Genomic DNA, 13988 nt, shown 5'->3' on the forward strand with positions numbered 1-13988 from the left:
CTTGGAGGATTGACGTGCATGCTGCCCTGATCGCCGCTGCTGAGGCCGCCGAGCACACCAACGAGCTGCCGTTCCCGCCCGTCGTGTTCGGCATCGGCGCGTTCGTCGGTCTCGTCGCCATGCTGCTCATCACGTTCGCCTTCCGGAGCGTCGGGACGCGCCACTGACCGACGGACCGGAAGGCACCGAACCGATGACCGATCGGCCGCGCAGGACGCGTCTGGGTGTGATGGGCGGCACGTTCGACCCCGTTCACCACGGTCACCTGGTCGCCGCGAGCGAGGTCGCCGCGCGGTTCGACCTCGACGAGGTCGTCTTCGTCCCCACCGGCCAGCCGACGTTCAAGCTGGACCAGGACGTCACGGCAGCCGAGCACCGCTACCTGATGACGGTCATCGCGACCGCGTCGAACCCGCGGTTCACGGTGAGCCGCGTCGACGTGGACCGGGCGGGTGTGACATACACCGTGGATACCCTCCGCGACCTCAAGACCGCACGCCCCGACGCCGAACTCTTCTTCATCACAGGTGCGGACGCCATCGCACAGATCCTGACGTGGAAGGATGCCGACGAGCTCTTCTCGATGGCGCAGTTCGTGGCGGTCACCCGTCCCGGGCACGCACTGTCGGTCGACGGGCTCCCCGGTGATCGTGTGCACGTCCTGGAGGTCCCTGCCCTGGCGATCTCCTCGACCGACGTCCGCGCACGTGCACGCGCCGGGCAGCCAGTCTGGTACCTCGTCCCTGACGGGGTCGTCCAGTACATCGCCAAGCACAGGTTGTATCGAGGTCAGTCATGAGTGAACCGGGAGAGCGGCGCCGTCGTCGCGAGCTCCACCGCAACCCTGAGACGGGTGACGTCCAGGGCGCCGCACCCGACCCCGGGTCCGCGGCACCGCAGGGCACCCCTGCCCGACCGGACGCCCCGGTCTCCCGTCGGGCCATGCGCGGGCCGAGCGGCCCCGAGGACACCCCGCCCCGCGGGATCGCCGCCGAGACCAGCCGCTCGCGCAGGTCCATCCGCGACACGTCGCTCGACCCGACAAGCTCGCGCCCCGCACCGGCGGGCACCGGAACCCCAGCCTGGTCGACGCAGCCGCCGGCCGCCGCCGCGCCCAGCCGCCCGGCCGCCCCGGCGCCCGGCCGCCCGGCCGCCCCGGCGCCCGGCCGCCCGGCCTCCCCACCGCCCCCGCCCCGCCAGCCGCCCTCGAGCACCGCTCCTGCCATCTCGCGCCCGCCGGCGGCGTCGCGTCCGGCTCCGACGCCTCCCGTGACGTCCCGCCCCGCAGCACCCGCCCCGAGCAGCCCTCCCGCGACCTCGCGTCCGGCGCCGTCCTCGGGCGCCCCCGGGCAGTGGGGTCAGCGCAGCCCCGAACCGGCCGGCCCCGCCGCACCGGGCGCGGGCTGGTCGCCGTCGCCGCCGTCGCGCACGCCGAACCCTCCGCAGACCGGCTCCGCCACGCCGCCCGTCCGGCGCGAGAGCCCCAGCTGGACCGGCGCCGGTGCGGCAGCCGGGACCGCGGGGTCGTGGGGGACGCAGCCGTCCGCGCCGCAGGCCCCCGCACCGCAGCAGGCGCCGTGGCAGGCCGCCCAGGCCCCTGCCCCCACCGCCCAGCCCGCTCCGTGGCAGGCGGCACCGTCGGCCGCGCGCGCACCGGGGGCTCCCGCGACGAGCCGTCCCACCCCGCAGCCCACCGGCCAGCCCGGCTGGTCCGGGGCGCAGGCTCCGGCCGAGACCGCACCGGAAGCCGCACCCGCACCCGCCGCCTGGGCGCCCACCGGCCTGTCGTCCTCGGGCACCGTGCCTGCCCCGCGCGCCGGGGGAGAGCCCGCCGCACCGGTGTTCGCCGCCGGGCCGGCCGGCCGGCCCGACCACGTCGGCTTCGGCGTCGGCCGCGACGACGATGACGACTACGACGACGATGACGACGACGACTACGACGAGCGCCCTCGCCACCCGTACACCTGGCTGCACCTGATCGTGCTGGCCCTCGTCGCGTTCGTGCTCGGCTTCCTCATCGTGCTGCTGCTCAGCAACAACTCGGAGGAGCAGCCCGCCTCCTCGGCGGCGGCGCCCTCGACCGTCCACGTCATGGCCGGCCTGCCGGCCGGACCTGCCTGACCTGCCTGACCCCGAACCAAGGAGACCTGTGGCTGCGACCGAACGAGCGATCGAGCTGGCCGTGGCGGCCGCTCGTGCCGCCTCCGACATCAAGGCGGAGGAGATCATCGCTCTCGACGTCAGTGAGCAGCTCGTCCTCACCGACGTCTTCCTCATCGCCTCCGGCACGAACGAGCGGCAGGTCGGCGCCATCGTCGACGCCGTCGAGGAGGCCCTCTTCAAGCTCGGTGCCAAGCCCATCCGTCGCGAGGGCAAGAGTGCGGGTCGCTGGGTCCTCGTGGACTTCGGCGACGTCGTCGTGCACGTGCAGCACGCGGAGGACCGGGTGTACTACGCCCTCGAGCGGCTGTGGAAGGACTGCCCTGTGATCGAGCTCCCCGCTGACGCGCGGGGGACCGACGAGGGCGCTGACGCGTGACGGCAGGGCGTCTGCTCCTGGTCCGGCACGGCCGGACCGCGTACAACTCCGAGGCGCGTCTGCAGGGCCAGGTCGACATCCCGCTCGACGCGGTCGGTCGCTGGCAGGCACGCACCGCCGCCGCTCGGCTGCTGACACGGCACGAGCCGACGGCGATCGTCGTGTCCGACCTCAGCCGCGCGCACGAGACGGCCAGCTTCCTGGCGCGGGCCGCCGGCCTCGACCTCGCGGTGGACGCTCGCCTGCGCGAGCGGGCGTTCGGCCTGTGGGAGGGCCTCACCGGGGACGACCTGCGCCGGGACTGGGCCGACCAGTTCGCCGTCTGGCGCGCGGGCGGGCAGCCCGAGGGCGTCGGTGCGGAGACCCGCGCAGAGGTCGCGCAGCGCGTCCGGGAGGGCATCCTGGAGCACGCGTCCGCGCTCGGCCCGGACGACACCCTCGTGGTCGTCTCGCACGGCTCCGCGATCAGCTGCGCGGTCGGCGACCTGCTCGGCATGCCCACCGACTGGCACGGGTTCGCCGGCATGCTCAACGCCCACTGGACCGAGCTCGTCGCCACCCGCGGCGACTTCTCCCCGGCCTGGCGCATGGTCGGGTACAACCTCGGGCCGACCGACGCGTCGACGGACTGGAACGCCGGGCCTGACACCACCCGCGACTCCGACGCCGCCGCCGAGACGCGGGACCCCGATTAGCGTTTGGGCCCGGATCCGATCTAGACTCTCCGAGCGCCTACGGGCGTAGGTGGTTCCCTCCGGGGGGCCGCGGGGCTGTGGCGCAGCTGGTAGCGCACCTGCATGGCATGCAGGGGGTCAGGGGTTCGAATCCCCTCAGCTCCACCGAAGCAGTAGATCAGAGGCCGTTTCTCCCCTCGGAGAGGCGGCCTCGTGATCATGGTGGACATGTGTCTCCCACTCGGCACGACGCCGTGGCGAGGGTGCTCGTCCTTCCCGGGCCTGGACATCGGGAAGGTGAGACCGATGCGATGAGCGGACGCCGAGGCTGGAGGGCGCGACCGTCCCTCTAGGTCCGGTCACGCGCGATCTGGGCGTCCGCCGTCGGGGAGGGTGCGGTCGCCGTGCGCCTCGTGTACGAGCACCTCGTCGCCGCTGGCCGACGATGAGGGCTGGACCCCCGGGTCCGGACAGAGCGTTCCCGAGGGAACGTCTGCGCCGCTCTCGCGCCAGGCGGCCCTCAGCTCCACCGACGATGCTGGTCAGAGGCCGCGCCGGGATCCTGAACCAGGGAAGCCTGACGTGGCTATCACCCATGTGTCGGACACGTGTTGGTCCGGGCACGGCCTCAGGCGGGCCGATCTCGGCCCTCCTCGCGCGTGTGGCGCCCGAGGTGTGCCGACGAGAGTCCTCGCGGAAACCTCAGGGCGCGAGACCCCGAACGAGGAGGTCTACTGCGTCGTCGAGGTGCGCGGGACTCAGGTCGCCGCTCGCATCGGGCGGCTGGAGCGCCAGAGCGAAGAGCAGGGCGAGGATGATGCTGGCAGCTCGGTGCGGATCGAGGTCGGCGCGCAGCCGTCCCAGCTGCTGCTCGGACGCGAGGTACTCGGCGAGGCGTTCGGGTGGACCGCCGTGACCTGCGCCCAGGGGTCCGGCCTGCATGGTCGCGCGGGCCGAGGCGAGCTCCGGGTCGGTCATGATCGCGAGCTCGAGCGGGACGATGTCCGCGCGCAGCTGCGCGAGCCGGCGCAGGGCGGACGAGAGGTTCTCGGCCACGGTGCTGGTGCCTGCCAGGGCCGGCAGCGCATCGAACTGGACGAGCATCTCCTCGTGCGGGCCGAGGGCGGCGGCGAAGAACATCGTCGTCTTGTCGGGGAAGTGTCGGTAGATGGTTCCCTCGGTGACGCCGGCGGCGTGCGCGATGGCCCGGGTGGTGGCGCGGCTGTACCCGACCTCTCGCACGACGTCCCGCGTCGCGGCGATCAACCGCTCACGGGTCACCCTGCCTCGCTCGCTCATCGCGCGCCTCTCCGTGCGTTCGGGGACCGTGGTGACGGTGCGGTCCGGCTAGTCGGTGATGTCCCGGCGCCATCCCACCACGAACGCGAGACCCAGCCCGACGCCTGCGTAGGCCAGGCCGAGTCCGGCCGCCTGTGCGAGGTCCAGAGAGTCGTTGCCGCCCTGCGCGAGGGCCGTGAGCGTGCTGCCAGGCAGCCACGGTGTGTCCCGGTCGAGTGCCGAGGCGACGACGCCTTCCACGACGAGCACCCATCCGACACCGATCGAGATCGCGAGCGCGGAGGAGCGCAGGAGCATCGCCAGGACCAGCCCGATGACACCCCAGACGAGAGCCGCGGCGAACGCGTTGCCCCAGGCCTGGGCCAGCAGCGTCACCGTCAGGGCCTCGCGCCAGGTCGAGGTGTCGATCCCGGCGCCCTCCGCGGCGACCGGTGCGATCCCGACGTTCACGGCGAGCGCGACGGTCGTGGCCACGGCGGTGGCGAGGGTCAGAGCGACGACCTTGCCCGCCAGGAGCTTGCCCCGGTGGGGCTGGGCGGCGACGAGCAGGCGGATGAGGCCGGTCGAGTAGTCGGTGGCGGTGAGCAGTGCCCACAGCGACAGGGTCACGATCCCGAACATGCTGGCGGCCGAGGACACCCCGGCGACGAGCCCGTCGACGGTGGCGAGCGTGGCGTCATCCGGGAAGACGACCCCCGGGCCGGTGGGAGGCTGGTCGCCTCCCGCCATGGAGAACATCACCGTGTTGATCAGGACGGCGAACAGCGCGACGAGCCCGAGCCAGCCGAGCACCAGTCGCGGTCGCGCGAGTCGGACGAGCTCACTCCGGGTCGCGGCGATCACCGGGTCACCTGCCCGTGGGGCCGGTTCGCGCGGGCGGCCGCGAGCTCACCGTCCGTCTGTCCGGTCAGGTCGAGGAAGACCTGCTCGAGCGAGTCCTGGACCACCTCCAGGCGGCTGAGGGTGATCCCGGCGGCCGCCGCTGCGCGGTTGATCGCCGCGGCATCGGTCCGGTCGGCCGTCACCCGGACCGCGCCGGCCGCGTACGTGACCGGCCAGTTCGCCGCGGTCAGGGCGGAGGCGAGCGCATCGTCGTCGGCGCGGTGCTCGGGTGCGACGTCGACATAGGTCCGGGTCCTGCCCAGGAGCTCGCTGGTCGGTCCGGAGAACAGCAGCTCACCGAAGCGGATGACCACGATCCAGTCGCAGGCCGCCTCGATCTCCGCCATCAGGTGCGAGGAGACCAGCACCGTGCGACCGGACCGCCCCAGCTCGGTGAGCAGCGACCGGATCTCCACGATCCCGGCGGGGTCGAGGCCGTTCGTCGGCTCGTCGAGGATCAACAGCTCCGGGTCCGGCAGGAGTGCCGCGGCGATGCCGAGGCGCTGCTTCATGCCGAGGGAGAAGCGACGCACCGGTTCCCGGTCCCGACCCTGCAGGCCGACGATCTCGATCACCTCCGCCACCCGCGTGGCGGGGAGTCTGCGCAGGCGGGCGAGCGAGAGAAGGTTGGTGCGCGCCGAGAGCCCTCCGACGAACGACGGGCTCTCGACCAGGGCGCCGACCCGCGCCGCGTACTGCGCGGGGTGGTGGATCGGAGAACCCAGCACCGCGGCGTCGCCGCTGCTCGGGCGGACGAGCCCCAGCAGCATGCGGATCAGCGTGGACTTGCCCGACCCGTTGGGGCCAAGAAGGCCGACGACCCCTCCGGCGGGCAGGTCCAGCGACAGGCGGTCCACGGCGCGGACCGCCCCGAAGCTGCGGCTGAGGTCATGCGTGACGACTGCGGACATCGGACCTCCTGTATGTAAACGCTCACTTACATTTTGCCGTGAGCGTCGTCGACATGCAAGGGGCGACGGAGGGTGCTGGTCAGAGGCCATGCCGGGATCCCGGGCACAGGAGCCTGACGTGGCCATCGGCCCTCGTCGGCGGGCTACCAGGTGAGCGTGCCCTCACCGCGGAGGACGTTGTGGTCGGAGAGCCACGAGGACGTCGACGCGCCGGCATGGTCGGGGGCCCACCGCCGGGCCGTGAAGAAGACGCAGTCGAGCTTGCTGGTGCCCACCGTGGGAGCGTTGTACGTCCCGTCCCCTCCGGTACGTGCCTGGTCGGCCTCCACCATGGCGCCGGTGCCCACCTGGCAGGTCGTGCTCGACGTGCCGGCGAACGGGCCGGCGTAGAGGGGCCGTAGCGCGACGGCCGCGGTGCAGCTGCGCACGTTGATGTTGGTGTCCGCCCCGAGGATCGCGGCGCCCCCGCTCCCCGCGTGCGTCGCCAGCCTGCTCCCGACGGCCGCGGCCTGGTTGTCGGAGATCGAGGCGGGGACGGAGAAGTGGGAGGTGCACACCCGCAACGCGGCTCCCATGACGACGTCCCCGCACAGCAGGTACCGTCGTTCGAACTCCCAGAACGGCTTCGGCAGCTGCGTCGCGGTCACGTTGGTCGGTGCCGGGGCCTGGACGAGCAGGGCGATCCCCCAGCTGCGTGCACCGGGCGCGCAGCGGTCGTCGCGGACGGCGACGGTCTGGAGGAACGCGCCGCTCCAGGTCGGGCCCAGCCGCTCGATCAGGCGGTCGTAGGTGTAGCGGCACACCTCCTGCAGCGTGACGACGTTGCTGCCGCCGTTCACCACGCTGGTCGCGATGGCCTCCGCGCGCTGGGCGGAGGTGGCATCACACTCGGAGCTGTTCCCGTACTGGTCGCACGCGTTGAACTCCAAGACCTTCGTCCGCAGGGTCGCCGCGTGGGCAGCGGACTGGGCGGCCAGGGACCCGACGACCAGCACCAGCAGCGCGAGCAGCCAGGCCACGTGCCGCCGACGAGCGCGTCGGGCGCTCATGAGAGGGCGCACCGGGGGATGTCCAGCCGGTCCGCGCCCACCAGACCGAGGTCGGCTCCGATCGTCGCCGTCGACGTCTGCACGAAGCGTCCCCCCGGGGTGCGCGACCACGTGCGGGCGACAGCGGACGACTCCGGGCCGTTGTCGAGCATCGTGAGCCGGGACCCGTCCGCGGCCGAGTACACCAGGTCACCGCGGACTCCCCGCAGCACGATCGTCGACCGCCCCGTGGCGACGTCGATCTCGACGACCGTGTCGCGTGATCTGCCGGCGTTGGTGGGCGCGCGACCCTCGACGGCCAGCAACGTCGTGCCGTCGGGCGACCAGTCCAGCGAGAGCAGGGCCGTCGTCGCGTCGGACCGGTGGAGGGACGAGCTCTCACCGGTCACCGCGTCCGCGACCCGGACCTCCTGGGTCGCGTCGGGCAGGGTCGCGACGAACGCCAGCCGCTGCCCGTCGGAGCTCCACGTGAGCTCACGCGTCACCACCACGACCGGCTCGGCGCGGCGTGCGGCTCCCGTGTCCGGGGCGAGGCTGCGCGGGGCCGACACGGCGGGCAGGTCCACCACCGCGGGTGCCGTCGTGCCGACGTCCGGCTGCTCGCCGGCGGTGAAGACGGTCAGTCCGAGCCGGGACGCGTCCGGTGCGGGCGCGACCGCACCGACGTCGGGCGCCTCCAGGACGAGGGTCTGCTGCCCTGATGCCGTGGCGATCGCCACCACGCGGTCCGCGGACGGCGACGGCGCCACCGTCGTCACGTCGGCCGTGGACCGCGACGTGGAGCTGGACGGCGACGGATCGGGGGACGCGTAGATGGTGGCGGCATCGTCGGCGATGCCGAACTGGTAGGAGCCGAGGTCGGTGGTCACCGGGGACACGGAGCCGTCCGGTCGTACGCCGTAGATGTCGGAGGACGGCGACGACCCCACCTTCTCCACCAGCTCGCCGTCGGCGGTGAAGCCACGGAAGACGGCGACGAACGGCTGGTCGCCGCACGGGGCCAGCGCCGCGAACGGGGCGCGGTCCACCCGCCGCGCGTCCGGGGAGTCCCCCGACTCCGTGTCGACGGCCGGCGCGCACGCCGACACCAGCAGCGCAAGGCCGAGGAGCCGGGCGCCTGTGCTCGCAGGCTGCGCTCTGGTCGTGGATGTCATGTCGGGCCCCCGCCGTCCTTCGCTCGAACATAGGTCGCGGCGGCGCCACGCGACAAGGCCGCCGGACGGCGCGGTGCGCTCGGGATCGTCATCACCGGTCCGACGCCGAGCACCGCTCGAGGCGACGTCAGCCCGGCTGCCGGCTCGAACCAGGTGCGGGACGAGGGCTGACGTCAGGGTGCCGAGACCCGGCCCAGGACCCGGTCGGCTGGTGGTACCGCCCGAAGCTCCGGTCTTCAGGAGCTCGCTCGCCGCCGACCGAGCAGCAGGTTCGCCCGTGTCGGGACGCTTGTCGGTCCGGTCTCGATCTGCCAGGGTCGACCGGGGACCTCACCAGCACGACGTCGACGTTCGCCGCCCCCACGGCCCGGTGGCGGGAGGATCTGAGCATGTGGGCAGCGCTGGGCTGGGGCGGTGTCGCGGCGTCGTCGCTCGTCATCGGCGCCGTGCTCGGCGTCGCGCGGCAGTGGCCCCGGGCGTTGATCGGTGTCGTCCTCGGATTCGGTGCCGGGGCGTTGATCTCGAGCGTGTCCTTCGAGCTGGTCCAGGAGGGGTACCTCAAGGGCGGTGGCCTGGCGCTCGTGCTGGGCCTGGCCGCCGGGGCCGTCGCGTTCTACGTCGCCGATCGCCTGGTGCAGCGCATGGGGGTGCGATCGGGTGCCGGTGCGGCGGGGCTCCCGCTCGCGCTCGGTGCCCTTCTCGACGGCATACCCGAGCAGACGGTGCTCGGGCTCGGGCTGGCGGACGGCCACGGCGTCGGCATCGCTCTGCTGGTCTCGATCTTCGTGTCCAACCTGCCCGAGGCGATCGGCTCGTCGAGCGACATGAGGGCCGCCGGCCAGACACCCGGACGCATCATGCGACTGTGGGCGGTCGTCGCCGTCGCCTGCACGGCGGCGACGCTCGGCGGCTACGCGGTCGCCACGATCACCGCGGAACGGTTCGAGGCTGCGGTGGACGGCTTCGCCGCGGGCGCCCTGCTCGTGATGCTGGTCGGCTCGATGATCCCGGAGGCCACCGAGAAGGCCCGTGACAAGGCAGGGCTCGCCGCCGTCCTCGGGTTCGCCGTCGCCGCGGGGCTGTCCGCCGTGACGTGATCCGGCAGGGTGGTCGTCGGACGGGTCCCCCCGTCTGGCGGTCGACGGACGCGGGGTCGCGGTGGGATCGTCGGACGACGCACCGCGGAGGACATGCCAGTGCTCGGACCACGACGGACGACCCAGGGTCGTCGTTCGGCGCGCCTGCGGCAGGGACGCCGGCCGTGGGAGTCGGCCGTGGTCCTCGCGTCGATGGCGTTCCTGACGGCCGTCCTGGCCGCGCCGCCCGTCGACACGTCCCCTTCGGCCGTCGAGCGGGCCGCGACCGGCGCCGAGCCGCCGGTCGCGCAGGAGTCGACGGGACCGGAACGCACGCGCGCGCTGACCCGGCTCGACGACCGGGTGGCGGCGGTGGAGGCGGCGACCGTCACGCTCGTCGGCCATCCGCTGGTGGACACCACGAAGGTCGCCTCGAGAACGCTGCTGCGTCGCGACGCGGTCGAGGCCACGGCCGTACCCGCGGTGTCGGGGCTGACCGCCGAGCAGCTCCCGGACCGGGTCCTGGGTGCGCGGCAGCACGTGGCCTCGGGTGACGTCGCCACGGCGGCACGCGTGGTCGAGGACGTCGAGACGGACGTCCTGCTCGTCGCGCTCGACCTCGGCGACCAGTCGGCGCAGAACGTCGCCATGACCCGCCTGCTGGTCTCCGCCGACCCGCAGGTCGCGGTGCTCGACGCGGCCGTCGGGGCCACCCACGCCGCCGCCGAGGACCGGGACGTCGTCGCGGCAGCCACCTCGGCGGTCCAGGCCCGGGACGCCGCGGCCGGCATCACGGTCGCGGCGCAGCGGATCGCGGTGACGGGGGACGAGGACGAGAAGGCCGCTGTCGCCCGGGTGGAGGCGCAGGCCCGGTCGACCGACGGCTACACCAACGGCAACATCCCGCTGAAGGTGCTGTGCCCGGTCGCGTTCGCGCCGAGCCATCGCCTGCGGTGCGACGCGGCCGAAGCCCTGGCGCGACTGAACGTGGCGTTCCGGGCGGACTTCGGCCACGACCTGAGGATCACGGGCGCGTACCGCACGCTCGAGGAGCAGATCAGCACGCGGGCGGCCAAGGGCACCATGGCGGCCGTGCCGGGCACGTCCAACCACGGCTGGGGCCTGGCGATCGACCTCGACCAGGTGAACGGCTACCGGGCCGCGCCGTACGTCTGGCTCAAGGCGCACGCGATGACCTACGGCTGGCACCACCCGGTCTACATGGACGAGGGCGGTCGCGGCCCCCACGAGCCGTGGCACTGGGAGTTCGGCACGTCGGACGACACCAGAACCGGTACGTCGGTGCCGATCACCGCGGGCGTCGCCGCGCCGAGCAACCCGCCGCAGGCCCCGCCCGCACCACCGGTCGTCGAGCAGCCCAGCGTCGCTCCGGCCCAGCCGGCGCCGGCCCCGAGCTCCACGCCGACCCCGGCGCCGACCCCGACGCCGAGCCCGACCGCCACCGTGGAGCCGTCCGCTCCGTGACGCGGCCGGTCTCCGGCGCGCCCGAGCCGGGCGGCCCCAGACCCGCCGGCACGCCCGACCACGCGAACGTCCGCTCCATGGTCCCGACTCGTCGACGAGCACCACGCGGCCGTCCGGATCGCCACCGCCGGGGCTGACCGCGTCCTCGATGTCGAGGCTCAGCGTGGAGGTGGTGCGGTGCTCGCCCGGACGATGAGCTCCGTGGGCACGACCGTCAGGGCCGGCGGTGGCACGGACCTCGACCGGAGCTGTCCGACGACGAGGGTGATGAGTGCGCGGCCGATGGCGTGGAAGTCCTGCCGGACGGTCGTCAGGGGCGGTGAGGTCCAGCCGGCGACGGCGATGTCGTCGAAGCCCACCACGGACACGTCGTCGGGCACGCGCCGGCCGGCCTCGTGCAGCGCGCGCACGAGGCCGAGCGCCATCTCGTCGTTCGCGCAGAACACGGCGGTGACCTCGGGGTCGGCCGCGAGCCGCTGTCCCGCCTCGTAGCCGTCGTGCGCGCTCCAGTCCCCGTACACCGGCTCGGGTGGACGGATCCCGGCTTCCAGCAGGCAGCGGCGCCACGTGCCGCTGCGCACCAGGGCGTGCTCCGAGTCCCGCGGCCCCGCGAGATGGTGCACGGTGCGGTGTCCCAGGTCGAGCAGGTGGCGGACCGCATCCTCGCTGCCCTGGACCTGGTCGGCGGTGACGGTGGGGTAGTGGCCCGCGAACTTGGAGAAGGACACTGCCACGGGCATGCCCGCGGGGAGCGCCAGCGTCGCCGGCGACGCCTGCTCGGCCCGCATGATGACGAGGCCGTCGATGGCCTGGTGCGAGATGCGGTGCGCTGCGGTGTCCCAGCTCTCCCGAGCGGGGTTGCGCACGTGCAGGAGCGTGACCGAGTAGTCCTCGAGCGCGGCAGCCTCGACCAGCGCCTCGGCGGTGAGGGCCTCGCCCGTGCGCTGGAAGCCGGTCGAGAGCACTCCGATGGCGCCGAACGTGCCGTTCCGCAGTGCCTGGGCAGCCCGGTTCGGCGAGTAGCCGAGCTGGTCCATCGCCTGCACGACGCGGGCGCGGGTGCTCGGTCGGACCGAGTCGGCACCGGTCGAGACGCGCGAGACCGTCTGGGGCGACACGCCGGCGAGACGGGCGACGTCACCGATCGACGGACCCGAGCGACGGCGGCCAGGTGCTGACGCGGTTGTCATGGCCAGATGGTAGTGGGGTTTGGGGATGGTGACGTCACCATCTGACAACGATTCGCGTCAGACCGTTACCAAAGCGTCGCCAAACGGGGCGAGACACGCTGCTATGGTGACGTCACCAAACGCCAGATGGGGCCGATCGACACAGATGTCGCTCATGGTCGACGTGGACCGGGCCCCTCCGGCGCAGAGCTGGCACACCGCCTGACCCTCAGTACGGCGCACGACCTCCAACAGCACAGTCGACCTGTCCCGCTCACCCGTCGCGACGTCGCGGCGAGGGGGTGGGAGCCGGCGGCTCGGCGAGAGCCGGCGGCGGTCCACGGGACGACCGACAGCACGAAGGGATCACCCGATGAAGAAGACACGCACGCTCGGCGCGCTGGGCGCCGTCCTGTCGCTCAGCCTCGCCCTCGCAGCCTGCAGCGGCGGAGACGGTGGCTCGGGCTCGGACGAGACGAGTGACGGAGGCTCCGGCGGCAACACCCTGACGGTCTGGGCCTGGGACCCGGCGTTCAACATCTACGCCCTCGAGGAGGCCGAGAAGGTCTTCCAGGCCGACAACCCGGACTTCGAGCTCGAGATCGTCGAGACGCCGTGGGAGGACGTGCAGACCAAGCTGACCACGCTCGCCCAGTCCGGTGAGACCGACCAGCTGCCCGACATCTTCCTCATGCAGAACAACGCGTTCCAGAAGAACGTCATCAACTACCCGGACATCTTCGCCGACTTCGCCGACTCCGACGTGGACTTCAGCGAGTTCCCCGAGTCCGTGGTGGCCTACTCCACGTACGAGGACGTCAACTACGGGGTGCCGTTCGACAACGGGACCGCGATCGGCGCGTACCGGACGGACATCCTCGAGCAGGCCGGCTACACGGTCGACGACTTCACCGACATCACGTGGGACGAGTTCCTCACCATCGGCAAGGACGTGCTGGCCAAGACGGGCAAGCCGCTCCTCACGGGCCAGGCCGGCTCGGCCGACACGATCATGATGATGCTGCAGAGCGCCGGCGCGAGCCTGTTCGACGACGAGGGCAAGCCGACCATCACCGACAACGACGCCCTGCTGGCCGCCATCGACATGTACGGCCAGCTCGTCGAGGCCGGCGTCTTCGTCGAGGTGAACTCGTGGGACGAGTACATCAACACGATCGTCAACTCGAACACGGCCGGTGTCGTCAACGGCGTGTGGATCTCCGGCTCCATCCAGTCGGCAGCCGACCAGTCCGGCATGTGGGCCGTCACCAACGTCCCGAAGCTCGACGGTGTCGACGGTGCGACCAACTACACCGCGAACGGCGGCTCGTCGTGGGCGATCACCCCGAACGGGAACGAGGCGCTCGCCGCCGACTTCCTGAACGCCACGTTCGCCGGCTCGACCGAGTTCTACGACACGATCCTCCCGGCCTCCGGCGCGCTCGCCAACTGGCTCCCGGCGGGTGAGTCGGACGTCTACGGCGAGCCGCAGGAGTTCTTCGGCGGGCAGCCGATCTACGCCGACGTCCTGACATTCGCCGCGGAGGTGCCCAGCAACAACACGGGCGCCTACTACTACGAGGGGCGCGACGCCGTGAGCGTCGCCATCACCAACATCCTCAACGGTGCGGACCCGGCCACCGCGCTCGAGGAGGCGCAGCAGACCGTCGAGTTCGCCATGGGGTGACCCCCGGGCGGGCGGCGGAGTCGGTCCATGGCTCCGCCGCCCGCTTCCCCGCCCCAGTCCGTC

Annotated in this window: 14 protein-coding genes and 1 tRNA gene; 9 read left to right on the forward strand and 6 right to left on the reverse strand. The window is 72.8% G+C overall.

The genetic code is table 11. The features are described from left to right. Positions 1-14 precede the first annotated feature (14 nt). The 6 genes from CTE05_RS20185 to CTE05_RS06520 all read left to right on the forward strand — a co-directional run bounded on the left by CTE05_RS20185 (position 15) and on the right by CTE05_RS06520 (position 3378). Positions 15-167, forward strand: coding sequence for a hypothetical protein (locus CTE05_RS20185; protein ID WP_186814759.1), 153 nt, complete (start codon positions 15-17; stop codon positions 165-167). A 26-nt stretch (positions 168-193) separates the two neighbouring features. Next, positions 194-799: a nicotinate-nucleotide adenylyltransferase gene (nadD, locus tag CTE05_RS06500; protein WP_146845289.1), complete on the forward strand. Its 606-nt coding sequence runs from the start codon at positions 194-196 to the stop codon at positions 797-799. Next, positions 796-2121, forward strand: coding sequence for a hypothetical protein (locus tag CTE05_RS20190; protein WP_186814760.1), 1326 nt, complete (start codon positions 796-798; stop codon positions 2119-2121). Before nadD ends, CTE05_RS20190 begins: the two co-directional genes overlap by 4 nt. A gap of 28 nt (positions 2122-2149) precedes the next feature. Continuing rightward, complete coding sequence (gene rsfS / locus CTE05_RS06510; RefSeq protein ID WP_146845290.1) at positions 2150-2539, forward strand: ribosome silencing factor; 390 nt, start codon at positions 2150-2152, stop codon at positions 2537-2539. Beyond that, positions 2536-3234, forward strand: a complete 699-nt coding sequence (locus CTE05_RS06515; RefSeq protein ID WP_146845291.1) for a histidine phosphatase family protein — start codon at positions 2536-2538, stop codon at positions 3232-3234. Before rsfS ends, CTE05_RS06515 begins: the two co-directional genes overlap by 4 nt. Before the next feature lie 71 nt (positions 3235-3305). Then, positions 3306-3378, forward strand: a tRNA-Ala gene (locus tag CTE05_RS06520). 537 nt (positions 3379-3915) lie between these two features. Here CTE05_RS06520 and CTE05_RS06525 read toward each other — a convergent pair. The 5 genes from CTE05_RS06525 to CTE05_RS06545 form a co-directional block, all read right to left on the reverse strand. After that, complete coding sequence (locus CTE05_RS06525) at positions 3916-4512, reverse strand: TetR/AcrR family transcriptional regulator (protein ID WP_146845292.1); 597 nt, start codon at positions 4510-4512, stop codon at positions 3916-3918. Positions 4513-4560: 48 nt separating this feature from the next. After that, complete coding sequence (locus tag CTE05_RS06530; RefSeq protein ID WP_146845293.1) at positions 4561-5355, reverse strand: hypothetical protein; 795 nt, start codon at positions 5353-5355, stop codon at positions 4561-4563. Continuing rightward, positions 5352-6305, reverse strand: coding sequence for an ABC transporter ATP-binding protein (locus CTE05_RS06535; RefSeq protein WP_186814761.1), 954 nt, complete (start codon positions 6303-6305; stop codon positions 5352-5354). The genes CTE05_RS06530 and CTE05_RS06535 overlap by 4 nt, the downstream gene beginning before the upstream one ends. A 143-nt stretch (positions 6306-6448) precedes the next feature. Beyond that, positions 6449-7354: an exonuclease/endonuclease/phosphatase family protein gene (locus CTE05_RS06540; protein WP_146845295.1), complete on the reverse strand. Its 906-nt coding sequence runs from the start codon at positions 7352-7354 to the stop codon at positions 6449-6451. Then, positions 7351-8508, reverse strand: a complete 1158-nt coding sequence (locus tag CTE05_RS06545) for a WD40 repeat domain-containing protein (protein WP_146845296.1) — start codon at positions 8506-8508, stop codon at positions 7351-7353. Before CTE05_RS06545 ends, CTE05_RS06540 begins: the two co-directional genes overlap by 4 nt. A gap of 389 nt (positions 8509-8897) precedes the next feature. Here CTE05_RS06545 and CTE05_RS06550 point away from each other — a divergent pair, with 389 nt between their 5' ends. Both CTE05_RS06550 and CTE05_RS06555 read left to right on the forward strand, forming a co-directional pair. Next, positions 8898-9605, forward strand: coding sequence for a ZIP family metal transporter (locus tag CTE05_RS06550; protein ID WP_146845297.1), 708 nt, complete (start codon positions 8898-8900; stop codon positions 9603-9605). A gap of 177 nt (positions 9606-9782) precedes the next feature. Then, positions 9783-11069 carry a M15 family metallopeptidase gene (locus tag CTE05_RS06555; RefSeq protein ID WP_146845298.1) on the forward strand — a complete coding sequence of 429 codons (1287 nt, stop codon included), beginning with the start codon at positions 9783-9785 and terminating at the stop codon, positions 11067-11069. Positions 11070-11227: 158 nt separating this feature from the next. On the opposite strand, the gene CTE05_RS06560 is transcribed toward CTE05_RS06555, so the two are convergent. Then, positions 11228-12259, reverse strand: coding sequence for a LacI family DNA-binding transcriptional regulator (locus tag CTE05_RS06560; RefSeq protein WP_146845299.1), 1032 nt, complete (start codon positions 12257-12259; stop codon positions 11228-11230). Positions 12260-12611: 352 nt separating this feature from the next. On the opposite strand from CTE05_RS06560, the gene CTE05_RS06565 reads away from it, so the two are divergent. Further along, positions 12612-13925, forward strand: a complete 1314-nt coding sequence (locus tag CTE05_RS06565; RefSeq protein WP_146845300.1) for an ABC transporter substrate-binding protein — start codon at positions 12612-12614, stop codon at positions 13923-13925. Positions 13926-13988 lie beyond the last annotated feature (63 nt).

Source organism: Cellulomonas terrae (assembly GCF_007990265.1).
Classification (GTDB): Bacteria; Actinomycetota; Actinomycetes; order Actinomycetales; family Cellulomonadaceae; genus Cellulomonas; species Cellulomonas terrae.

What these genes read in the sequence shown, in the direction of transcription:
- nadD (WP_146845289.1), top strand. Translation starts at nt 194, where the DNA reads ATGACCGATCGGCCGCGCAGGACGCGTCTGGGTGTGATGGGCGGCACG.
- CTE05_RS20190 (WP_186814760.1), top strand. Translation starts at nt 796, where the DNA reads ATGAGTGAACCGGGAGAGCGGCGCCGTCGTCGCGAGCTCCACCGCAAC.
- CTE05_RS06525 (WP_146845292.1), bottom strand. Translation starts at nt 4,512, where the DNA reads ATGAGCGAGCGAGGCAGGGTGACCCGTGAGCGGTTGATCGCCGCGACG.
- CTE05_RS06535 (WP_186814761.1), bottom strand. Translation starts at nt 6,305, where the DNA reads ATGTCCGCAGTCGTCACGCATGACCTCAGCCGCAGCTTCGGGGCGGTC.
- CTE05_RS06540 (WP_146845295.1), bottom strand. Translation starts at nt 7,354, where the DNA reads ATGAGCGCCCGACGCGCTCGTCGGCGGCACGTGGCCTGGCTGCTCGCG.
- CTE05_RS06545 (WP_146845296.1), bottom strand. Translation starts at nt 8,508, where the DNA reads ATGACATCCACGACCAGAGCGCAGCCTGCGAGCACAGGCGCCCGGCTC.
- CTE05_RS06550 (WP_146845297.1), top strand. Translation starts at nt 8,898, where the DNA reads ATGTGGGCAGCGCTGGGCTGGGGCGGTGTCGCGGCGTCGTCGCTCGTC.
- CTE05_RS06560 (WP_146845299.1), bottom strand. Translation starts at nt 12,259, where the DNA reads ATGACAACCGCGTCAGCACCTGGCCGCCGTCGCTCGGGTCCGTCGATC.
- CTE05_RS06565 (WP_146845300.1), top strand. Translation starts at nt 12,612, where the DNA reads ATGAAGAAGACACGCACGCTCGGCGCGCTGGGCGCCGTCCTGTCGCTC.